The organism is Pseudomonas sp. FG13, assembly GCF_057809755.1.
This window is the reverse complement of the sequence record NZ_JBMDKO010000001.1, coordinates 242,326-264,385: the sequence shown is the minus strand read 5'-3', so window position 1 is coordinate 264,385 and position 22,060 is coordinate 242,326. Positions and strand designations below refer to the sequence as shown.

At 57.7% G+C, this 22,060-nt stretch carries 14 protein-coding genes; all 14 read right to left on the bottom strand.

Going from position 1 to position 22,060, the window contains the following annotated elements; genetic code table 11:
• Positions 1 to 69 precede the first annotated feature (69 nt).
• The 14 genes from ACODTO_RS01170 to ACODTO_RS01105 all read right to left on the bottom strand — a co-directional run bounded on the left by ACODTO_RS01170 (position 70) and on the right by ACODTO_RS01105 (position 21,944).
• Positions 70 to 1,704, bottom strand: a complete 1,635-nt coding sequence (locus tag ACODTO_RS01170) for a methyl-accepting chemotaxis protein (protein ID WP_258632576.1) — start codon at positions 1,702 to 1,704, stop codon at positions 70 to 72.
• Positions 1,705 to 2,094: 390 nt separating this feature from the next.
• Positions 2,095 to 3,372, bottom strand: coding sequence for a sensor domain-containing diguanylate cyclase (locus ACODTO_RS01165; protein WP_258632575.1), 1,278 nt, complete (start codon positions 3,370 to 3,372; stop codon positions 2,095 to 2,097).
• 4 nt (positions 3,373 to 3,376) lie between these two features.
• Positions 3,377 to 3,910, bottom strand: a complete 534-nt coding sequence (locus tag ACODTO_RS01160; RefSeq protein WP_258647805.1) for a YfiR family protein — start codon at positions 3,908 to 3,910, stop codon at positions 3,377 to 3,379.
• Complete coding sequence (locus tag ACODTO_RS01155) at positions 3,907 to 5,835, bottom strand: TonB-dependent receptor plug domain-containing protein (protein ID WP_258632573.1); 1,929 nt, start codon at positions 5,833 to 5,835, stop codon at positions 3,907 to 3,909. Before ACODTO_RS01155 ends, ACODTO_RS01160 begins: the two co-directional genes overlap by 4 nt.
• A gap of 288 nt (positions 5,836 to 6,123) precedes the next feature.
• Positions 6,124 to 7,755 carry a methyl-accepting chemotaxis protein gene (locus ACODTO_RS01150; RefSeq protein ID WP_258633569.1) on the bottom strand — a complete coding sequence of 544 codons (1,632 nt, stop codon included), beginning with the start codon at positions 7,753 to 7,755 and terminating at the stop codon, positions 6,124 to 6,126.
• Positions 7,756 to 7,787: 32 nt separating this feature from the next.
• Complete coding sequence (locus tag ACODTO_RS01145) at positions 7,788 to 10,361, bottom strand: sensor domain-containing protein (RefSeq protein ID WP_258647806.1); 2,574 nt, start codon at positions 10,359 to 10,361, stop codon at positions 7,788 to 7,790.
• A gap of 164 nt (positions 10,362 to 10,525) precedes the next feature.
• The gene (locus ACODTO_RS01140; RefSeq protein WP_258632569.1) at positions 10,526 to 10,693 is read right to left on the bottom strand and encodes a hypothetical protein; all 168 of its coding nucleotides are present in this window, start codon (positions 10,691 to 10,693) and stop codon (positions 10,526 to 10,528) included.
• On the bottom strand, positions 10,690 to 11,589 hold the full coding sequence (locus ACODTO_RS01135) for a chemotaxis protein CheW (RefSeq protein WP_258632568.1): 900 nt from the start codon (positions 11,587 to 11,589) through the stop codon (positions 10,690 to 10,692). Before ACODTO_RS01135 ends, ACODTO_RS01140 begins: the two co-directional genes overlap by 4 nt.
• A 4-nt stretch (positions 11,590 to 11,593) precedes the next feature.
• Complete coding sequence (locus ACODTO_RS01130) at positions 11,594 to 12,826, bottom strand: STAS domain-containing protein (protein WP_258632566.1); 1,233 nt, start codon at positions 12,824 to 12,826, stop codon at positions 11,594 to 11,596.
• 624 nt (positions 12,827 to 13,450) lie between these two features.
• Complete coding sequence (locus tag ACODTO_RS01125; RefSeq protein WP_258632565.1) at positions 13,451 to 14,080, bottom strand: response regulator transcription factor; 630 nt, start codon at positions 14,078 to 14,080, stop codon at positions 13,451 to 13,453.
• A complete protein-coding gene (locus tag ACODTO_RS01120; protein ID WP_258632564.1) occupies positions 14,077 to 18,318 on the bottom strand; it encodes a PAS domain S-box protein in 4,242 nt (1,413 codons plus the stop codon). Before ACODTO_RS01120 ends, ACODTO_RS01125 begins: the two co-directional genes overlap by 4 nt.
• A 336-nt stretch (positions 18,319 to 18,654) precedes the next feature.
• Positions 18,655 to 18,726, bottom strand: coding sequence for a pyrroloquinoline quinone precursor peptide PqqA (pqqA, locus tag ACODTO_RS01115; protein WP_124086857.1), 72 nt, complete (start codon positions 18,724 to 18,726; stop codon positions 18,655 to 18,657).
• A 120-nt stretch (positions 18,727 to 18,846) separates the two neighbouring features.
• Entirely contained in the window at positions 18,847 to 19,737 is an 891-nt protein-coding gene (locus ACODTO_RS01110) for a transporter (RefSeq protein ID WP_258632562.1), read from the bottom strand.
• Between the two features lie 89 nt (positions 19,738 to 19,826).
• Positions 19,827 to 21,944, bottom strand: coding sequence for a PQQ-dependent dehydrogenase, methanol/ethanol family (locus ACODTO_RS01105; protein ID WP_258632561.1), 2,118 nt, complete (start codon positions 21,942 to 21,944; stop codon positions 19,827 to 19,829).
• Positions 21,945 to 22,060: the final 116 nt, after the last annotated feature.

Below are 22,060 nucleotides of genomic sequence, written 5' to 3'. Positions count from 1 at the left end.
ATGGCGTTGGCCCCCTTTCGCCCCTTCCCTGCGCAGGCGACGTCGGTTTCAAGGGGTATGCTACCTCGCCTAGAGAACGAAACTTTTCATCGTTTCACGTAAGTCGTTGACTACTTGGTTGAGTTCGTTCGTGGTGGTGAATGCCTTAGCTGCGACCTCCCGGGAACCGACGGAAAAGTCTTTGATATTCAGTAGATTGTGGTCCACCTCGCGAGCCACCACCGCTTGCTGCTGCATCGCGCTGGCAATGGTGTGATTGCGTTCCAGTATCTGCTCTACGGCATGGGCAATTTCATCCAGGGCTCCGCCTGCTGAACGCGCGACATCGAGTGTACCGTCCGCTTTTTGCGTGCAACCCTTCATCAGTTGCACAGAGTCATCAATATCGCCACGGATACCCGTGACCATGTCTTCGATTTCCAAGGTCGATTGCTGGGTGCGATGAGCCAGGCCTCGCACCTCGTCGGCAACCACCGCAAATCCACGACCGGCATCACCCGCGCGAGCCGCTTCGATGGCGGCGTTCAAAGCCAGCAGATTGGTCTGCTCGGCAATTGAGCGGATGACTTCCAGCACCCTTCCGATATCCTGGCTTTTTCGGGCGAGTTCGCCGACCTGTGTCGAGGTCTTCTGAACTTCTTCGATCATTTGCTGAATCGCGCTGACGGTCGCTACCACCATTTCCCGGCCTTGTTTCGAAGAGCTGCTGGCGACGCCTGAAGCCTGCGAGGCCAGGAGTGCATTACGGGCCACTTCTTCCACGGCTGCGGTCATTTGCGTCACCGCGCTCGCAGCCTGCTCGATTTCCTGGTTCTGCCGGTTCAGGCCCACCGAGCTCTGCTCGGAAAGGGTTTTCATATCTTCGGAGGTATGTGACAGATGGTCGGCGGACACATAAATACTGTTGATCGTGTTACGCAGGCTCTGCTGCATACGTTCCAAGGCCTTGAGCAAACGCGCCGGCTCGTCCGTCCCGTCAACTTCCTGTGTCGAGGTCAGGTTACCCACCGCGACCGACTCAGCCATCGCCAGCGCACGGGTCAGCGGTTTCAAGAAGCTGCGAGCCAATACCCAAGCCACACCACTTCCCAAGATAATGAGCGCGATGGTTGCCCCCCACATGACAAGACTGAACTCACTGGCCACCGCGTAAGCTTGACTGGCAGCCTGTTTGCTCATGCCCTCTTCCAGATCGATCAGTTGGTTGATCAGGTACAACCATTCCACGAAAGCCGGACGAGCCTGGGTCAGCAACAGCTCCAGAGCCTGGGGCGCCTGATCATTCAGGCGCAGTTCTATCACGCGCCCGATCAGTGGCAGAGTTTTCGCCTCAATGGCCTTGATCTTGGCCAGTGCACCTCGCTCTTCAGAGGTGATGTCATCCCGGCTCGCAAACATTCGATCCAGCTTTTCCGCCGAGGCGGCATAATCTTCCGAGAGTTTTTTGATTTTCGCCAGCTCTGGCGGGATTTGCGTGTTGTCTGCGATCAGCAATGTATCGCGCAATACAATCGCCCGGTCATGCACGCTACCTCGGAAGTTAATCGCATAACGGGCTTTGACGTTATTAACGTCGTTGATGCCGGAAAGGGTATTTTTGATATAGGTCACTTGAGAGGTTGCCAGCCATGTTAGCGCGGTCGACAGCACTAAAATAAAGGCAAAACCAAAACCTAACCGGGTGCTGACATTCAAATTCATCATTACGATTCCTGGTGCGTGCTCGCGAATAGCTGAACGGGAAGAAACACTGGGGCGAACCGCCGAAAGTCCTGCCTATCCGTGAGAACCGCTTTCGTATGATCAAGAGAGGCCAAATGAGGACACGGTTGCTGCACGAACACCGGACCTGCGTGGACGTGGTCTCTCTTGAGGCCAGCTATCCTGGCTTTATGATTCGCCTGGCCCAATCGGCCCATTTCATTGAAGGGTGAGGGCTTGAGTCTCAAGTTGATGACGCCCGCGCAGGCGGGCCACAAACCGGGCTCAATCACGGTATCCAGTATGAGCGTAGCCCCTCGTGACAACTATGGGAAACGGCTGACTCTCAGGTAGGGCGTCCCCTATGTTGTGGGGGTGGGTAACCGCTGAATATCAGCGGCTGACCGAGCTGCTTTCCATTTCCGGCGCGTACAAATAAAAATTGTTCTTGCCGCAACCTTTGGCGTGATACATCGCCATGTCCGCATTGCGCAGGAGGTTGCTGGTGTCTGAGGCATGATCGGGGCACAGGCTGATGCCAAGGCTTGCGCCGATGTTTATCCGATGATCCTCAATGTCAAAAGGACTGGACAGCGCGCCGACGATGTTCGCCGCGACCTGGGTGGCCTGAGTAGCATTGACCCGACTTTCCAGGATCACCGCAAACTCATCACCGCCAATCCGGCACACCACATCGTTGCTGCGTAACGTATCGCGCAATCGTTCGGCGACGAGGGTCAATAATTTATCCCCAGCCTCGTGGCCGAGTGTGTCGTTAACAATTTTGAAATCGTCCAGGTCGATGAAAAGCACCGCGCAGGACGTGCCATAGCGCAACACCTCGGTCACCGCGGTTTCGAGCTTCTCCTTGAAGTAGTGCCGGTTATGCAGGCCGGTGACAGGATCGTAGTAGGCTAATTTGTTGAGTTGCTGCTCAGCCAACCGGCGCTGTTGCAGTTCGGCGCTGGTTCGCGCGTCGTGCCACTCAAGCTGCGCCATCAAGTCATTGAAGCTACGGGCGAGACGACCAGCCTCGTCGCTGCCGTACATGGTCGCGCGCAGGCTGAAATCCCGCTTGGCGGTTACCTGCTCGGTCAGTTGTACCAGGCTCAACAACGGTTTCACGATGCTGGAGGCCATTCGACGCGAGAGTACGAGGGACAAGCATAGTGTCAGGACGGCCGCGAGCCCTCCGAAGACAGACTGCAATGCGAGGCGACGGTACAGCGAGGCCAGGCTCGCCCGCACTGCGACACAGCCGATGTGCTGGCCGTGGAGCACAATCGGCTGGCGCACGAGTAATGAGGTCCAACCGATATGTTCGCTCGCCGCCTGATTCACACCTGCCTCCAAGGTCCCTCGCTGATAGGTGGCTAGCGCCTGTCCATCAGGCAATAGGAACGCAGCCCAGGTAATGTCCGGGATATGTTTAAGAGAATCGAGCGTTTCTTGCGCTTCCCGTGCGTTGCGAAACATGATCGCCGCGGAACCATTGCTGCCGATCACCATCGCATGGACTCTGACGCCTTCTGCCAATGCGTGGCGTTGCACGACCAGTTGGTAGGCCAGCAGGGTCAACAGCAGGAAAGCCATGGCCGTAGCAGTCAATAAAAATCCGGTGTGGGTGAGCTTGTCACGTAGAGGCCGATCCTTGAAGGGCAAAGTATGCATAAGCTCAGGACCTGTCAGCCACGAAACTGGCGAGTTTGAGGAAGCTGGAACTGAAGTCCAGGTTCACGCGTCGCGCTGCCGCCACGTTCACATCGAAAACGATACGCGAACCCTGCCTGCGCATTTCGATCATGATGCCCCGGTCGGAAAAACCGGTCGCGTCCGTGATAGTCAGGACCGGCGCGGTGGCAAGCTGCTGAAGCAAGGCGTCGAGAGTCCGGCGGTTGTGTTCATCGATATAGAGCACCTGACAGCCCGCGAACGAAGCGTTGGGCATAATCCACCGTATGGCGATCGGTAGACCATTTTGGGCAGGCTTGCCCTTGAGCCGAGAGAGTTCCTCATCCAGAGGTGTATTGCCGAGTATGCAGAGTTGGAAGTCAACATCAGACAACGAAGGCCAATGTGCGAAGAGCGTGAAGTTATAGATATAAGCAACCTTCATCGCGCGCTCATCCACCGCTGTGTCGGCCAATAACGGCTGGATAGGCACATACCAGGCGGCGAGGACCAGCAGGAGTAGACCGATAGCCCTCATTGGAACGCATACTCCAGACCCAACCACAGGGTGCGCTCGCCGCGCTCGACCTGTCCCTCGAAGAGCGACGCGTCCCGGTAGCGGCGGTCGAAGAGATTACGCACCGCGGCGGTGACAGTGATACCTGGCAGCACCGCCTCGCTCGTAAGGGTAAGGTCGGCGATCCCATAGCCAGACGCGCTCTCTTGCGGTGTTGTCAGTCGCTTGCCCACATAGCGGGCGGCGAGGCTCGCCCGCAGATGTTCTCCGGCCAGGGGAACCGATGCCTGCAGCTTGCTCAAGTGACGCGGCGAATTGACCAGAGGGCGGTCGAGATTGTCCTGAGTGCGCTGCAGGGTATGGCTTGCCCGTAGTTGAACACGCCGCCATTGCCATTGCGCTTCGAGCTCCGCTCCAAGGGTGTCGATCCATTCCAGTGTCGGGTCAGAAAAGCGTCGGATGGGGTCTGTAATGCGGTAGCGATAGAGGCTACCCAGCACACGGAAATCTCCGGGGCGATAATCGGCAACGAACTCGGTGGTGGTGACACGTTCCGACTCGACGGAGGGAACGTCCTGAGCGGTCACTTCGTTGCGACTTGCGAATCGGATCGCACTGCCATGGGAAAGAGACAGGGTGGTGTCTGCCAGACCGGTATAAATCAGGGCGATACGGGGGGCGCCATGCACCGCCGTGTCCTTGCTGCTACGCCGGTCGACACGCAGCCCCAGGTTCAAACTCAGATCATCCGCAAGCGCGACCTCATCTTGAGCAAAAAGGCTGAAGGTCTGCGCTGAACCCTGATCCAGGCTGTCTTCATATTCGTCGCTACTGGGAAAATACCGCCGAGTTTCTTGATCCTGCCGATAATCATTGCGGTATTCGCTACCCAGCACCAAACGATGGCCGGTGAAGGCTACGCTGCTGACGGTGCCCTCCAGATTCCACCATTGCCCGTCGACTCGGGTGTCCTCAGTGAAATCACGCTGGCCTTCGACGGCTTCACGAAAGGCGTTTCGGTACAGATAGCTACCATGGGAGAGACGGATGGAGGAGCGATAGCTACCGTGGTCGGTATCGTTGCCCAGCGTCCAGAAAGAGTTCCGATCGGAGAAGTCCGATCTGGAATCGAAGAGGCTCGTCAACTCTCGCTGATTGCGCTCTGCGAACGCACCTTCAAAGCTCCATACACCCTGCGATCCCTTGATGAACAGTCGTTGTCCATTCAATTCATCGCCCAGGACGTCATCGCCGTAATGGATATCAGGCAGATCTGCCTGGGACGCCGAAGCCGAGACCAGCCATTCGCCACCGTTGTCCAGACGCTCGCCCCAACTGGCGCGTACTTTACGATCCTGGTTGGAGCCGGTCGTCATGGCCAACTGGCCGCCGTTCAAATCGCGGCCTCGCTTGGTCACAACGTTGATCACGCCGAGAAATGCATTATTGCCGTACAGCGCGGCTCCGGGCCCAGGTGCGTACTCGACCCGCTCGATCATTTCAGTGTCGAGCACGCCATCCTCACCGAGATATATCTGGTTGAAGATATTGTCGGCGACCGGTAGGCCGTCGATACGGAGCATGACGCGTCCGGCGTATTCGCCAGGCATCCCGTAACCACGCCCACCCGGGAAGTAATAAATCCCGTCGAAGCTTATGTTCAAGCCCCGCATGTTGTTCAGGATTTCGGCGAGCGTCCGGTAACCAAAGCGACGTATATCCTCGGCCGTGACCACCGAAACGGCAGATGGCGCGTCGGTCAGTTGCTGAGAGAGTTGCGACGCCCCGACGACCTCGGTTTCCAGCAATTGTTCGAAAGGGAGATTGGTCAGATCCTCGGCGCAAACCACGCGTGACAGCAGCCAGAACCCGGAAACACAAACGCACAGACGGACGCTTCGCAAAGCGTATCGGGTTGATGGCAGGACAACGGACTGGGATGGCATGATCTGGGTATGACTCTCTCGGCCTTGGCACCGAAGTCGCTGCGTTCGGATCGCTCTCGCTTCAAAGGGGACGACGTTTGCAGTGCCAGGCTTTTTTATTCTGAGTGCTGGAAATCCGTTGCTGCCTGACCTGCCACGAAGAAGTGCTCAGTGGCGCAAGGAGCGATTTCAAAGTGCCACCCTTTCAAGGGCAACACTATCGATATCGCCTGATAATGCGGTAGGGGGACGCCTACACCTTTGGGGCAGGTTGCCGACGCCGACAACGATTGCAGCCCAACGCATCGCTCAAACCCGGAATTGTCCCAGTAACCGATTCAATTGGTCGGCCAACTGCCGCAGGTTCTGGCTGGCTGCGTTGGTTCGCTCACAGGCTTGGGTGTTGTCCTGCGCTAGACCGGCCGCCTGAGTGACGTTTTGGTTGATGTCTTCGACCGCGTGGGATTGCTGCAACGTAGCGCTGGCGATGGAGGCATTCAGGCTTGTCAGGTTGCGCAAGGATTGGCTGATCTGATCCAGGCTGATGCTCGCCAGGTTGGCTTGCTCAAGGGTCAGTTGTGAGCCTTGGCTGCTTTCATCGATCACAGCGACGGCGGCTTCCGAATTGCGCTGCAGGGTTTCGATCATGTCCTGGATTTCCGTGGTGGACTGTTGGGTACGCTGGGCTAACATCCGCACCTCATCCGCCACGACGGCAAAACCGCGTCCCTGATCCCCTGCCCGCGCCGCTTCGATGGCAGCATTGAGGGCAAGCAGGTTGGTCTGTTCTGCGATCGCGCGGATCACTTCAATGACACTGCCGATGCGCGTGCTTTCCTGCGCCAGCGTCCGAATGACCTCCACGGCTTGCTGGATGGTTCCAGACAGGTGTCCCACTTGCCGTGCGCAATTGCCAATGCTGTTTTGTCCCTGCCGGGCGCGCTCATCGGCGTCACGTACTTCGCTGGCAGCCTGTTCGGCATTCGTCGCGACCCCCTGAACGGCGTAGGTGACTTCATTGACGGCCGTCACCACCAAGTCCATTTGCTGTGTCTGCTGCTCGCTGTACCCCTGACCTTCGCTGGCGATACCATTAAGTGCGGCGGATGCCTCATCCAGCGCCTTGGCAGCTTGCAAGGATTGCCCCACCACATGGCGCAACTTCTCGGTGAAGGCGTTGAAGTGCCCCGCCAGTGCCGACAATTCATCATGGCCCCGGGCGTCCAGTTGGCGCGTCAGATCGCCCTCCCCGCTGGCTATATCAGCCATGGCCCGCACCGTTTCATTCAACGGCCCTGTAATGCTTCTACTGATCAGAATGAGCAGGATGCTGAGGATCAAGCTGATCGTCAGGAACACACCGGCCGCTTTCCAAAGCTGTACACGGAATGCAGCTTGCACGTCGTCAAAGTAGGTTCCTGAACCGAGTACCCAACCCCAAGGCTGGAACAGTTCGACGTAAGAGACTTTTTCAACTGGCTCACTGGAACCTGGTTTAAGCCACCGGTAACGCACCAGGCCACCGCCCTGGCTTTTTGCGATCGCCACCATGTCGATGAACGGAGTCCTGCCATCCGGGTCCTTGAAGTCAGAGAGGTCCTGGCCTTCGAGCTTGATGTCCGGATGCATGAGCATCTTCACTTCAAGATTGTTGACCCATAGGTAGTTATCCCCGTCGTACCGCATTGCGCGGACCACGGCGAGGGCTTGTTTCTGCGCATCTTCACGGCTCAGCATGCCGTTCTTTTCCAGGTCATGGAAATGCCTGAGAACGCTCATGGTGGCTTCAACCACCTGCCGGGTCTTCCCTGCCTTTGCGTCGTGCTGCTCTATGTAGATCTGCCGCAACAAGAACAAGCTGATTGCAAGGAGCATGGTCATGGCGAGCAGGAGGACTATCCACAGCCGACGCGTAACAGGCATATTGCGAAAAAATTTCATCTTGGGGAGAGACTCACATGGGTGAAGTAACTTCATGGGCGGTACGTGATGTCAGCCGCAGACACGGCCACGCCATGACTTACCCGCCAGTCACAGTTCGCTGGCCTTAATAACGACAGTTCTTCGAAATCCACCTGTGGCATGGCTTTTCCATACAGCCAACCCTGTGCACTTTGGCAACCATGACTCTGCAGGAATGCTTGCTGAGAGGTCTCTTCGACGCCTTCGGCTACCAGCGACAAGCGCAAATTGTTAGCCATGGAGATGATCGCCTTGACTAGCTCGGCGCTTTCGCGGTTGTGTTCGATGTCGCGAATAAAAGAGCGGTCTATCTTCAGGGTTTCGATGGGAAAGCGATTCAGGTAGCCGAGCGCCGAATAACCGGTACCGAAATCGTCGATGGCAATGGAGAAACCCATGGTGTTCAGTTCTTTAAGGGTTTCGCGCACGACGACGCTATCATCCAGCAGCAAGCCTTCAGTGATTTCCAGTTCCAACCAGGCTGGCTCGCAGCCGGTGTTCTGCGCGATGGCGCGGATTGAGCTAAGCAGGTCATTCATCTGGAACTGTCGCGGCGACAGATTGACGGCTATTTTCAGCGGTGGGCACCGCCCCTCACAATTCAAGGTGACGGCAAAACGACAGGCCGTTTCCAGAACCCATTCGCCAATACCAACAATCAGTCCGGTTTCCTCGGCAATCGGAATGAACTTGTCCGGAGGCACTTGCCCGTGTTGCGGATGGTTCCAGCGTAACAGGGCTTCAGCGCCGATCAGGCGGCCGCTGGCCAAATCTATCTGTGGCTGATAATGCAACGTCAGTTCACCGTTACGCTGCGCATGGCGCAAGCTCGCTGCCAGTGCCTGACGCTCCATGGTCTGTTGGGTCAGGCGCGGCGTATAGAGCTGCACATTGTTTCGCCCGCGGGCTTTGGCGTGATACATGGCCGAATCGGCGTACTGCAGGAGTTCGGCGATGCTGTCAGCGTCTACCGGACTGCGGGCGATACCGAGGCTACCGGATACGAAAACTTCCCGACCCTGGATCCGGTAAATACCCGTAATGGCCTGCAGGATTCGTTTGCCCTGGCTGTCCAAGTCGGCAGTGTCGGTGAGTTTGGTGAGAATCAGCGCGAACTCATCACCGCCCAGGCGTGCCACGGTATCGTTACCGCACACCAGACGCCGCAAGCGGCTGGCGGCTTCGCGCAACAATTCATCCCCAGCGCCGTGCCCCAAGGTATCGTTCACCACCTTGAAGTTATCGAGGTCGAGAACCGACACCACGACTTGGCCGCCACTGCGCTCGGCCTCGACCAACGCTTGTTGCAGGCGCTCTTTAAAAAGTTCGCGATTAGGCAGTTCGGTCAGGCCATCATAAAAGGCCAGCGCGTGCATCCGCTCCCGATAGGCTTTCAGTTCACTGATATCCTGGACCGTACCCAGCGCATGCAGCGGCTTACCGTCGGCGTCGTATTCGATACTCATATCGGAATGCAAATGCAATTGCCGCCCGTCCACCACGATGCAGTACTCCAACGTTAGAGAGGTGCTGCGCTCGAAGGAGGCTTGGCAGAGACGATCAAGGATGCGTCCGCGATCCTTGAGCAGGAGCATGGAGAGGAGTTCACTCTGGGTCGGACACCAATTGCGAGGTTTGCCGGCCATACGACAGAGTTCCGCCGATAGCCGCAAGGCGCCAAGGCGATAATCCAATTGCCAGTGGCCGAGGCGAGCCATGGCTTCGGCCTGCTCAAGACGCTGCTCGGTTGCCTTGAGCGCGGATATGTTGCGGGCGATGGTAAGCACGCTGGTGACCTGCCCGTGCTGGTCGAACTCAGGCACCATTTGGATATGCAAGGCAGTCTGTTCACCGTTGGCGTTGGTCCAGATGGCTTCCTCTGAGTCGGGCTGGCCACCCAGCAGGACATTCAAGATGCACCGGTGATAGCGACTCGTCACGTCGACAGGCAGAGGGGACTTGTAAGTAATGGGGGTGCCGATGACTTCGCTGCGCGCGAGCCCATACACCCGCTCGTAGGCGGGATTGATGTAGATGCGCCGGCCCTCACGGTCATAGCGGACAATGACATCCGGCGAATTCTCCACCAGGGTGCGAAACTCCTGCTCCCTGACCCGCAGTTCCTGCTCGGCGCGCCGTAGCTGGGTGATATCACGGCCCACGGCCAGTACGCTGACGACTTCACCGTCGGCCCCCAGCTCCGGAACGAGGCGTATCTGGCTGGTAATCGGGCCGTTTGCACCTGTCCAGGACAACTCATAGTCGGCGGGTTGGCCACTGTGTACCACCTCCAGCAGAGTCGCCTCATAGGCAAGCATTTCGGGAACGCTGGAAGCGTCGCTGGGTTTTTTGCCGAGCAGGGACACAGGGGAGACTCCGGCTATACGGGCAAAAGCCGGGTTGGCGTAAGTACGCAGAGCCTGGCGATCATAGCGGGCAATAGAATCCGGCGTATTCTCGGCCAGCGTGCGAAAGGCCTGACTGTCAGCGGTGCACTTCAAACACTCAGCGTAGAAGCGAGTCTGCGTTCGCTCGGTGCAAGGCGTCGGGGTGAGCAGGCTCGAAGGAGGTAGATTGTTATTCATACTCGCCACCTGGTTTTGTCGGTGAGAGAGTCGTTGCGGTTGGTCCTTTTGCGCATAGGGCCACCTGATCGGGGCGCCCAGACTCGTTGGTGCATATCGGATAGCACCCGGTTATTCATTGCATGGAAATCCTTGCAGGTATTTCATAGTGCGGCGTCTTTGCCTCAGACAATGAAGTGCTTGACGATGGCATTCAGCTCACCGGCCAGGTCCGCGAATTCGCGAGTGGATGCATGGGTCTGGTTCGCGCCGCCCGATGTTTGCGCAAAAGCCTGCGGTAACAGGATCGGCCGGCGGCTGTAACGGCAGAAGAACGTGCGGATGAAGCTCATGTCGGCGTCCTCTCCTCTGCCATGGGTTGGGTGAGCGAACGCGGCAGGACGAACCCATTCGCCGAGAGTCCTCGCTCGATACCCAACAACGTGAACATGTAATTGTCGACCAAGACCATGCCGAGGATGAAATCGTTGCGGATTTTGCTGTTTTGGATCGCTGTCTGTTCGATTTGCGCTGGGGAAACTCGCAATATGCCGCCGACCGCATCGACCACTACACCGATCATGTGCGTTCGATCAGCGAAGCCCACCTCAAGGACGACTACACAGGTGCTCCAGCTCATCCTTACCGGCCGACCCGCGAGGTGGATGCCAAGGTCGATCACCGGTACCAGCGTGTTGCCCACTCTGATTGCACTGCGCAGCTTCGACGGCATGGCCAGTTTAGTGAAGAGCTGACGCGCCTCGACGACGGTGTGGATGTTCAATGCGCTGATCGCGAACCGTTCGCCGCCGAGCATGAGCGACAGGTTAGGGCTGTCGGGTATCGGCTTGTCAGCAGCCAATTGAGGGTTAATGGCTGTACCTGCCAGTACCTGCTTTTTCTCATCCATCAGCGCGATCAATTCGGCCAACTGATACATCTTGTCGGCGAGCTCGATGAAGTTCTCATGATCGGTGACGCTACGTTTGAGCACCGGCAAACGACTCGAGGCAACAGACTCTTCACGGGATGGGCTATAAGCCGCGCATGCATCGGTGAGCAGCCCGATCGTATGAAGGGCGAACGGGTCCAGATTAACAGGGTAAACCTCAGCAGATGGATCGACAGGCTTGCCTGTCTTGACGTCGACACGCAACAGATGAACCACCAGCCAGACGAGCATGGCAGTGCCAGGCACCATCAGAAACAGCCAGAACCCTAACCCGTGGATATCGATCACTTGGTCCATGACCTCACTCCTGAAAACGCATGAAGTCCGTCGGCGCTCTGTCCAGATCGCCGGCGTATTCGTTTGCGTGATGGCAGGCGAGAGTGTTCTTGTCCGGTCCCCTGGCAACGGCGCGCACCACGCGCTGGAAGCGATTGCAGGTGGAACCTCTTTGCACCGTGCGCAGGGCCAACGTCGACTCGCGAACCTCTTCCACCAGGCGCGCGAGAACCGCCGTGGCCTCCACCACCTCACTGGCCCCAGTGTTTCGGGCGGCGAGATCGGCACCAGCACCCGCAATAAGGAGTTCGTCAATCAGGTTCATCAGTTGATCGAGCCGGGTGGTATCGACGCTAATCAGGTTGTTCTCTGCCTCGCAATCGTCTTCGACTGGCTGCGCTGCCAGCCCCTCTTCAATAGGCGACGGATCCATGATCGACCGGTCAATCACACTCAGGTCGATGGACGGCTGCTCAGTGATCGAATCGTCCAGCTCCGCGGGGGAAGGGATACCGCAGCGCATGAGCAGAATTTCACCCATGCGCAGACTCTCTTGCGGCAATGCCTGAATCATCTTGCGGTATTCATCGGTCTTGCTGTGCGGCGAGAGGATGTGCACCTGACTGTCTTCGCGAAGGGGTTCGAAGACCGCCTCGATAGCGGCCTGGTCGGCATCGCTGTGAAAGCCGATTTCGAAGCCCAGGTAGCAACTTTCGGGGTTCATCCCGGCCCTGGGTGGCAGGCTGTCGCTGAGGGTAACGATGCTGCAGGTATGCCCCAGGGTGGACAAGTAACAAATCAGCGCCAACGGGTCCATGCCGCTGCGCAGCAGGTCAAGGCCCGGACGCCAGGAAATGTGCCAGTGGTGAGTCTGCAATCTGTCAGCGCGGATCTCCCTGTCCAACTCGGCTTCGACGAGCAACGGGCCCCGCTGCGCCGGGGCATAGTCCGAGGCCGGCTCGACATGCAGCAGGATGGGGTCGCCGAAGAAGTCGGCGATATCGCACAACCCGAACACCTCCAGTACCGCATGACTGTGGTGGGTCAGGCGCAATAGCTGGCCGCGGGCAATCATTTCTTTTTTGGCCATCATCAGTAATTGCAGCCCGGCCGTATCCAGCGCCTGAACAGCCCCGAGGTCCAGTTCCAGATCGCCGCCCTGCCCTGACAAGTCATCCAGGCGCCGTTTCCAATCCGCCGCGGTATAGATGCTCAGCTCGCCCTTGATGGCGATGCGCTGATGCGCGTCAGTGTTCATCTGCCTCCAGCCGGTATAGGTGCATGCCAGGTGCTCGTGCCAGGCATCGGCATCGAGCGGTGCCCGAGCGCGGCCAAAAGCAGGAACGCTACGGGCAAGCCTGCTGATGATCGGCTTGGGTGGGCGATCGTTACGCTCAAAACGGGTTCTCCATCCGGCGACCGGAACTGCCTGGTAGATACGAAAAGGGGTAGCCCCTGCGTCAAAAAAAACAGAGGCGAAATGACATCAACCAATGATGCCGGTCATGCGCTACGGCAAACATCGGGTTTTACTGCTTTTTGGGTAGGCATTCAGGCGGGCTTGGTAGGGGCTTGCTTACCCGTGCGCCGAGACGTGCGTTCACGGGGAGTAATGGATGCGAGTCATTGCTTGTGGAAGACTATGCGCGGCACTCTTTCATGGTTCAGTCGTGTCGTGTCGCGCGGGGTTCGTTTGGAGGTCGCAGGCGCTGCCCGGACAGAGTGGGAATATATCGAGCGCCAGGGTTGTTTCAGCGCAACACCAAGAAGGCATTTGCCTGCCCGCCCCCCTCAAGGGCGTGCCACTGTCACGCTATAAGCTGCTCATGCTTTTTTGCCGATCGCGCCCTTCTGCTGCAATGCCAACAGGAACCCGACGGGATCAGATCAGTTGTTGCGTCATCGCATAGCGGACGATATCGGCCGTACTTATGAATCCCATTTTTTCCATCAAGCGCGCCTTATGGGTGCTGACAGTCTTGTGGCTGATGACCAATTCCGTCGCAATCCGCGAGACGCTCATGCCGCGGGCGAGCAGACGCATGACCTGCAGTTCGCGATCGGTGAGCGCATCGTGCTGGGCACATGGCCCCAGGCCCGTCGCCGCCAAGGCCATCTGTTCGGCCAGTGCGGCGTCGATGAAGCGCCCGCCGGCGGCGACTCTGCGAATGGCTGCCAACAACGTCTCGGGATCCCGGTCCTTGGTCAGGTAACCGGTAGCTCCCGCCTTGAGGGCACGCTGTGCAATCTGCACCTCATTGTGCATGCTCAACACCAAAATCGGTAGTTTCGGATAGTGGGCACGTATGCGCGCAACCAGATCGTCGCCACTGATTCCCGGCATGTTCATGTCCAGGAGCAATAGGTCGATGCCTCCGAGGCGTAGCCGCTCAATAAGCTGGACGCCGTTTTCCGCCTCAGCCACGACTTGCAGGTCCCTGGCTAGCACGAACAGTTGCTTCAGACCCTCGCGCATGATGGCGTGGTCGTCTGCGATCATCAATTGGATCATGAGGCCTCTGGGTCTATTTGAAAGGGGATGTTCACCTGCACACTCGTCCCCTGGCCGGGGGCGCTGTGCACGGTCACCGTTCCGCCGAGCATATGCCCGCGTTCGCGCATCCCAAGCATTCCAAGGGTGCGCTTGGAGAGTCGCTTCGGATCAAAGCCCCTGCCGTTGTCCCGCACTTCGATCAGCACGTGTTCGGAGCAACAGTTGAGGTGGATATCCACCCGACTCGCCTGGGCATGACGAGCGACATTGGTGAGGGATTCTTGAATGACCCGGAAAATCGCGGTGGCGCGCTCGTCGTCGAGCTCCAATCGAGCCGCTGGCGCCCTAAGATGACAGGGGACGCCGGTGTTGTGGGAAAATTCGGAAATCAACCACTCAAGCGCCGAAGTCAATCCCATATCGAGTGCCGAGGGACGCAGGCTGGTTGCCACGTTGCGAACCACCTGAATGGTTTCATCGATCCGCCCCATCAGTGCCTGCACACGCTCCACCAGCAACGGTTGGTCTGTGCCAAATTGCAGGCGCAAAAGCGAAATGCCCATGCGCAACGCAGTCAATTGCTGCCCAAGTTCGTCGTGAATCTCCCGGGCAATGCGCTTGCGCTCCTCTTCTCGCGCGGTTTCACGGTGGCTGGCCAGTTGGCGAAGTTGCGCGTGGGATTCCTTTAGTCGCTGCTGCGCTGCACGCATGGCGCTGACGTTACGCCCAACGGCAAGAATACTGACAAGTACCCCATGCTGGTCACGCTCTGGCACCAGGCGAATCTGGTAGTAGGCAATTTTTGCGCCCTGTTTGGACGGAACCTCCAGGGACAGTTCTTCTTCGGTCGCTTTGCGGGTACGAATGATGTGTTCGAGCCGGTGTTGAAAAAATCGCGCCACACTCAAATCATTTGTCACTTCGCAGATTTTTTTGCCCAACAAGAAGTCCAGCGTACAGCCGAGCATATTTTGCGCTGCCGGGTTGGCATACAAGAAGCGGCACTGCAGATCGTAACGGCCAATGATATCGGGGGTGTTTTCCACCAGAGCGCGGAATTCCTGCTCACGGGCATGCAGGACGCGCTCCGCGTGTTTGCGCTGTGTGATGTCCCGGGCGATACCGACGATTCTCTGCACACGCCCGTAAGTGTCACGCAGAGGAATCAGCGTGGTGTGACAGACCAAGTGCCCGCCAGGTAGATCGAACTCCTCTTCCTCATCGAGTGGAACACCGTTCTCCACACAGCGCCGATAGTTGGCGATGGCAGTCGCCGCAACAGAAAGCGGCAGCACCTGCTCGACGATCTCACCGATCAGTTCGGCACGCTCCCTGCCGACACAGTGCTCAAAGGCAGGGTTGACCTCAAGGTAGCGAAAGCGTCCATCCATCACCTCCAGTAGGAACAGGGGGTCCAGGGAATTGTCGAAAATGTCCCGGTAACGTTGTTCGCTTTCCAACAATAATGTCTCGGCGCGCCTGCGCTCGATAGCGATGGCTGCCAGGTGGCTGGCCTGATAAGCCAGCTTGAGGTTGTCCTGCGACGGCAGTCCCGGTTGGCGTAAAAAGATGCAGAAAGTGCCCAGAACTTTGCCAACGGAGTCCTTGATCGGCTCCGACCAGCAGGCTCGCACACCGATCTTGCTGGCCAGTTCGCGGAAATCACCGCAATAGGGATGCGTCGCCAGATCCTCGGCAATGACCCGGGCACCACGCCAGGCGGCAGTACCGCAAGTTCCGCTGCCTTCTGCAATTTCGACGCACGCCATCATCTGCGAATGCTCCGGTAACACCCGAGGCGCCGAGGCGAGACGCAGGTAGCGACCATCGTCATCCGCCAGCATGATGCAGGCCAACAAGTCCGGTTGGTCCAGCTCAACATAATGGCTCACCAACGCTAATATTTCCGGCAGCGGGGCACACCGTGCCAGCCGCTCGAAGATGCGCAGCCTGACTTCTTCCAGGCGTTTGTGACGTTTCAAAGCAGTGATGTTGTGTCCCTTGGCCAGAACGCTGACCACCGAGCCATCCAAGGCGCGCTCGGCGATTAACTGAACGGCGTGTGAAACAATCTTTCCGGTGTCCGGACAGGCCCATTCCAGGACGGTTTCCAACGGATTCCCCGTGGCCATCACCTGCCGCAACTTCTCCAGGTAGGAGCCAACCTGTGTGTCCGCATTCCAACTGTCTTCGAGCGACTGTTCCAGCGCCTGAGCGGCAGAGAGGCCGGTCTCGCGCTCGAACGCCGGGTTGACGTAGATTCGCCGACAATTCAGGTCGTAGCGGATAATCAGATTCAGCGAGTTTTCCGCCAACGCGCGAAATTGCTGCTCGCTAGTCAGCAGCCGGATTTCCATCCGTTTGCGCTCGCTGACATCGCGGCTGATTCCGACGATACGATAGATATGGCCCTGTTCATCACGAACGGGAATGAACGTTGAAAGCGTCGCGATGTTCCCCGCGGGCAACTCAAGTTCATCTTCACACTCGATAGTTTCCCCGCTCGCCAGGCAACGCTCGAGTGGTGCGAGTATTTTGCGCGCGGTTTGCGCCACGCTCGACTCACCGACGTATCCGCCAAGCAGCTGTTCACGATAGAACCCCGACGCACGTTCGAACGCATTGTTGATCTCGAGATACCGAAAGCGCCGATTGTCGGTCACCTCCAACAGATAGAGGCAATCCGATGAGTTATCGAAAATTTCCTGGTAGCGCCTTTCGGTGTCCCTCTGCGCCGCTTGCAGCCGCTTGCGCTCGGTAATGTCTCGGGCCAGCGCAAGGTTGTAGTGCTGGCCGTCGAGTTCAATAAAAGAAATGCTGATCTCGACTGGAAAGACGTCGCCGGCCTTGGTTCGGTTGCGACTCTCGATAAAGTAGGGGGGAGACTCTGAAGCCCCTGAAGTGCAAAAGTAACGATCCATTACCTGCTCGTTGCTCCAGGCAATGTCTATGTCGCCGACGCTCATGCCCAGCAGCTCTTCCCGGCTGTACCCCAGGCTTCGACAGGCTTCGTCGTTGACGTAGCGGAAGCGGGCCTGACAATCGACCAGAAACGCGGCTTCATGCACATGGCTGAGGGCAAAGTCCAGCAGCGAGACACGTCCCTCTGCTTCGAAAAGGCGGCTGAGGTCTTCGATCTGGAGGATGAAATACAAGGGGGTGCCGTCCTGGGCGCGTATCACGCTGGTCGTCAATCGCACTCGAAGATAATGGCCGCCTCGGTGCCGGTAGCGTTTCTCCAGACGCATATGGGGTATTTCCCCCATGAGCAGGCGCTGACAATAAACCTGTTCTGCGGACAGATCGTCCGGGTGAGTCAGGGACTGGCTGCTCGTTTGCAATAACTGGTCTTCAGTGCACCCGAGCATCTGGCAAAGAAACGGATTGACGCGTAGCCAGTGACCATCGAGGGCCAGCAGCGCCATGCCGATAGCTGCTGATTCAAAAGCCAGGCGCAACCGCTCTTCACTCTCTTGCAGTGCCTGTTCGACGCCTTTACGTTCGCTGATGTCATGCAGGAAACCGAACCAGATGATCGAACCGTCCGCTTCCAGCGTTGGCCTGGAACGGCCCTCGAGCCAGATCTCGCCCTTTTGTGGATGACGGACCCGATATTCGCATTGCCAGGGGCTTAGGGAACGTGCCGACTCGGCGATTGTTTCTTGAACCCGGGCAACATCGTCCGGGTGAATACGTTCGAACAGAATACTGACGTCGCGCTTGAGCTCCTGAACCGTCACACCGTAGTAATTTTCGTAGCCAGGCGAGATCCAAGGCATGGAGAGCGTGCCGTCGCGGCCCAGGCGAAAGGTGCCGATGATGCCCGGAGCGGTTTCGGTGATCCGGTGCAGCCAGTGGTCCTGCTCGAGAAATTCATCCAGGCTCTGAGGGGCTTCGATCGGGGTGATCTCGACCAGTAGAAATGCGCCCACGTCCGCCAGCTTGCTGCGGCCATGCAACAGACTGCCATTCTTGTGTCGATAGGACAGTTCAGTGGCGTGGCCAACGAGCCCCCATGGCAAGTCTTGCCCCTGCACGTCCTGCGAGACCAGGTGATCGGCCTGATGAAGCAGCTCGTCAAACGGTGCCCCTGACAGGTCCGCCAGAATGTAGCCAAACAGCTCGGAAAATGCGCCATTGACCTTCACTATCCGACCCTGATCGTCTAGTAAAACCAGGGCACAGGACACCAGATCAAAGGTTGCTGCGAACAGTTGGGATTGCGCCATCCGTGCGTTTAACGCGTCCGTTTCCATAGAGAGCATCATCTGTACTCACTAAACAGTCGCTTATGGGGAGGGGCTTGTCGGTGGCTCCTCGCAGGGTAAAGGTTATTCCTTGGGAGCTCTTGATACGCCATGGAAAACTGACTTCAAGAAAACCTGGGATAACCTTTCATAAATATCGGCGCGATACTCAATTTCTGAAAGGTTTTTCTGTGTTTTCGACGAAAACCACCCGCGCGTGCACAGGATCACGCCAACGCTGCAAGGGGGCCACCCTGTCTCGCTAATCACCGCACTCAGCCGGGTGCAAGTCGCGGTGATGCAGTTTCCGTCGAAGCCCGTGGGACGATCCACGCGTCCTGTGTGTCAGCGGTTGGCGAAGTACATGGTCACTTCGAAGCCGATGCGCAAATCGGTATAGGTCGGTTTAGTCCACATGATTCGTTCCTCTTGTGATTTTAGTGGGTGTCGCTCTTGAACAGTCTATGCCTCGCTACGCTGGCGGATGGTTCATGTCAATTGCTCAATCGTCACCCGGCCAGGGTCTGCGCTGACAACTCAGTAAAAGTAGGCCAGTCGAAACTGCAGCGAGTTATCGATTTTTACCCCTTCACGCACCGATACATCGCGCATCACCTGCCCCATCAGTTGCAACTGCTTGTTGACCATGGTCGCCACCGTGAAGCCCGCCGTGCCGTTGTCATGACTGGTGGCCAGAGTGACGCCGTCAAGGGTCTCTTTCGCGCCCCAGTTATGCCGATAGGTAATCGCGGCGTAAGTCTCGCTTGTGAAGTTGTATCGCAAATGGTTGTGCAACTGGAGCAACGGATCTTTTTTCGAATGGGTGGCGCGCTGATCGCTGTAGAACTCGCTTTCGGCAATCACATCCCAACTGATCTTGTCCGTCAGCCCCTTGATGTAGCCCACCTGGAAATCCACCGCCCAACGATTGTTGCTCAAGCCAAAGCCTTCGTTCTTGTCACTGCCGGTCGGCGCGGTGACGAACACTGACCAGCCCAAGTGTTCGTTGCGCTCAAGATCGCCGATGGTCCATAACGTACCGCCGAAGGTGATATCCCCCAGCCCGGAGGTTTTGCTGTCGCTGAGCCCTACTTCCTGATAGCCGAAAGGGATCACGACTTGCGGGTCCCAGGTGTAACCAGTACCGAAGAAGTCTGTGAAGTGGACCAGCCTCAACACCCCCACATTTAATTTCAAGTCGAGGTCATCGACCACTTTGTGACCGCCAGAATAGTACTCGTCGCCACGAGGATTCAGTTGGTATATCGCCAGCACATCGGTGCCCTTGGGCAAGGCGGTATAGTCGCCGGGATCTGGCTTTACTTCGGCCAGCGCCGCTGACGAAAGCGCTGCAAGAATGCATACGGAAACCACATTGCGTAAGCCTGATGCTGAAGCACCGGTGATTGGAGTCGAATGTTTGACCATGGCTCAGACCTCATTATTTTTATTGTCGGCAGCAGTTGTCCGGGGCGGCTCGCGTGCGAGCCTCCGATGGAACGTCGGGAAATGTTGATTCAGGGCTTGGCGGAGTCTTTAAGCTCGGCCTGCAAATCATGGGTGCGCTTGATCAGGTACTGACGGATCAGTTCCATATCATCGGCCTTGAGGATGTCGGCGAAACTCGGCATCCCACCGCTCATTCGAGCACCGCTGAGAAACGCCGGGAAAGCCGCATGCTTATCCATGGTCAAGTAGCGCAAGTCCGGCACCTCTCCGCCGCCGATTGCATTCAGTCCGTGACAGCCCGCACACAATCCGTTGAACATGGAACGTGCCTGGACCAGTTGTTCGGGGCTGGCCTTGAGCTCCAACTCGGTCTGCGGCAGCACAGGCGGGGTCCTGGCCTGTGGCAACTCACCCGTCGCCCCAAGTTTGAAAGCAATGACCCTTGACTCGGCGAGTACCTTGCCTTTGTTGGTCAAAGGGCCGGTCAATCGTGGAATGATGCCGCCCCAGCCTACCGAGAACGCCACGTATTGCTCGCCTTTGACGGTATAAGTAACCGGCCCGGCCATCACCCCGGAGTTGGCCCGATGCTCCCAAAGTTTCTCGCCTTTGTCGGCGCTGTAGGCCACCACCCGCCCATCAGCGGTACCCTGGAATACCAGATTTCCGGCCGTGCTCAGCGTGCCTCCATTCCCCGCGCTGATATACGCCTGTTTCCATACCGCTTTTTGCTTGACCGGATCCCAAGCGATCAACTCACCGGACCATGCATCGCGGATCGACTTGAGCTGCTTCGGATCTTCAGGCAGGTCGGGAACATCCAAGCCAAAATTGACCACCGACTTGTTTGGGAAGAACTGCGGTTTATCAGCGGCTTTGAGTTCAGCCAGGGTCAGTTGCGCCGGGATATAGACGTACCCGGTTTTCGGGTTGAACGACATCGGGTGCCAGTTATGTCCGCCCAAAAAACTCGGCTGCACGACCTTGGGTCCGCTCGAATAGTCGGCCTTGCCGGTGTAAATCGGCCGACCGGTCTGCAGATCGATGCCACTGGCCCAATTGACCGGAACGAAATTCTTGGCGGATAAAAGCTTGCCACTGGTGCGGTCCAGTACATAAAAGAAACCGTTCTTCGGCGCTTGCATCAGGACCTTGCGCAGCTTCCCGTCGATTTTCAGGTCGGCCAGAATCATATGCTGGGTGGCGGTGAAGTCCCATTGATCCTTGGGCGTGACCTGGTAATGCCAGACATACTCGCCGCTGTCTGGGCGTAGCGCGACGATGGAGGAGACAAAGAGATTGTCACCCTCACCCTCGGTGCGAAACTTGTAGTTCCAGGGTGAGCCGTTGCCGGTGCCGATGTACAGCAAGTCCAGCTCCGGGTCATAAGCCATGGAGTCCCAAACGGTACCGCCACCGCCCCACTTGACCCAGCCGTCGCCTTTCCAGCTCTTGAGCGCCAGCGCCATGGCAGGATTCTCGGGAGGCAGCTTCGGGTCGCCCGGCACCGTAAAGAAACGCCAGTCCTGCTTGCCGGTCTCGGCATCGTAGGCGGTCACATAGCCACGTACGCCAAACTCAGCGCCCCCGTTGCCTATAAGCACCTTGCCTTTGACAATGCGTGGCGCGCCAGTAATTGAATAACTCTTGCTGCGGTCGATGATGGTGTCGACACTCCAGACCGGCTGACCGGTTGCCGCATCCAATGCAATCAGGCGACCGTCAAAGCTGCCGACATAGACTTTTCCATTCCAGACAGCAACACCTCGGTTGACCGGCCCGCAACACCCCTGGCTGAGATTTTCAGGAGGAACTTTCGGGTCGTACTTCCACAAACGTTCGCCGGTTGCGGCGTCGATCGCATAGACAATGCTGAACGCCCCCGTGGTGTACATCACCCCATCAACGACGATGGGGGTGGCCTCGGTGCCCAGATCGATATCCAGCTTCTGCGTCCAGGCCATGCCCAATTGCTTCACGTTACCGTCATTGATTGTGTTCAGCGGGCTGAAGCGCTGCTCGTCATAGGTGCGTCCATGCGCCATCCAGTTGCCGGGCTCATTGTTTGCCTGAACGATACGCACACCATCGACACGCGCCGCCGAAGACTGTGTATCAGCAAATCCCGACAAACTGGACACCAGCAAGGGCAGCCCCAAGAGCAGTGGCAAGGGCAACGTTCTCATGATCAGGATGCTCCAATCTCATACTTATTGTTGTTCTAGTGCTTCACTACACGCGCTATCAAGCGCGCTCAGGAAACCGTTGCCAGCGCTCAGAACTCGAACTGACTGACGTTCAT

What these genes read in the sequence shown, in the direction of transcription:
- ACODTO_RS01170 (WP_258632576.1), bottom strand. Translation starts at nt 1,704, where the DNA reads ATGATGAATTTGAATGTCAGCACCCGGTTAGGTTTTGGTTTTGCCTTT.
- ACODTO_RS01165 (WP_258632575.1), bottom strand. Translation starts at nt 3,372, where the DNA reads ATGCATACTTTGCCCTTCAAGGATCGGCCTCTACGTGACAAGCTCACC.
- ACODTO_RS01160 (WP_258647805.1), bottom strand. Translation starts at nt 3,910, where the DNA reads ATGAGGGCTATCGGTCTACTCCTGCTGGTCCTCGCCGCCTGGTATGTG.
- ACODTO_RS01155 (WP_258632573.1), bottom strand. Translation starts at nt 5,835, where the DNA reads ATGCCATCCCAGTCCGTTGTCCTGCCATCAACCCGATACGCTTTGCGA.
- ACODTO_RS01150 (WP_258633569.1), bottom strand. Translation starts at nt 7,755, where the DNA reads ATGAAATTTTTTCGCAATATGCCTGTTACGCGTCGGCTGTGGATAGTC.
- ACODTO_RS01145 (WP_258647806.1), bottom strand. Translation starts at nt 10,361, where the DNA reads ATGAATAACAATCTACCTCCTTCGAGCCTGCTCACCCCGACGCCTTGC.
- ACODTO_RS01140 (WP_258632569.1), bottom strand. Translation starts at nt 10,693, where the DNA reads ATGAGCTTCATCCGCACGTTCTTCTGCCGTTACAGCCGCCGGCCGATC.
- ACODTO_RS01135 (WP_258632568.1), bottom strand. Translation starts at nt 11,589, where the DNA reads ATGGACCAAGTGATCGATATCCACGGGTTAGGGTTCTGGCTGTTTCTG.
- ACODTO_RS01130 (WP_258632566.1), bottom strand. Translation starts at nt 12,826, where the DNA reads ATGAACACTGACGCGCATCAGCGCATCGCCATCAAGGGCGAGCTGAGC.
- ACODTO_RS01125 (WP_258632565.1), bottom strand. Translation starts at nt 14,080, where the DNA reads ATGATCCAATTGATGATCGCAGACGACCACGCCATCATGCGCGAGGGT.
- ACODTO_RS01120 (WP_258632564.1), bottom strand. Translation starts at nt 18,318, where the DNA reads ATGGAAACGGACGCGTTAAACGCACGGATGGCGCAATCCCAACTGTTC.
- ACODTO_RS01110 (WP_258632562.1), bottom strand. Translation starts at nt 19,737, where the DNA reads ATGGTCAAACATTCGACTCCAATCACCGGTGCTTCAGCATCAGGCTTA.
- ACODTO_RS01105 (WP_258632561.1), bottom strand. Translation starts at nt 21,944, where the DNA reads ATGAGAACGTTGCCCTTGCCACTGCTCTTGGGGCTGCCCTTGCTGGTG.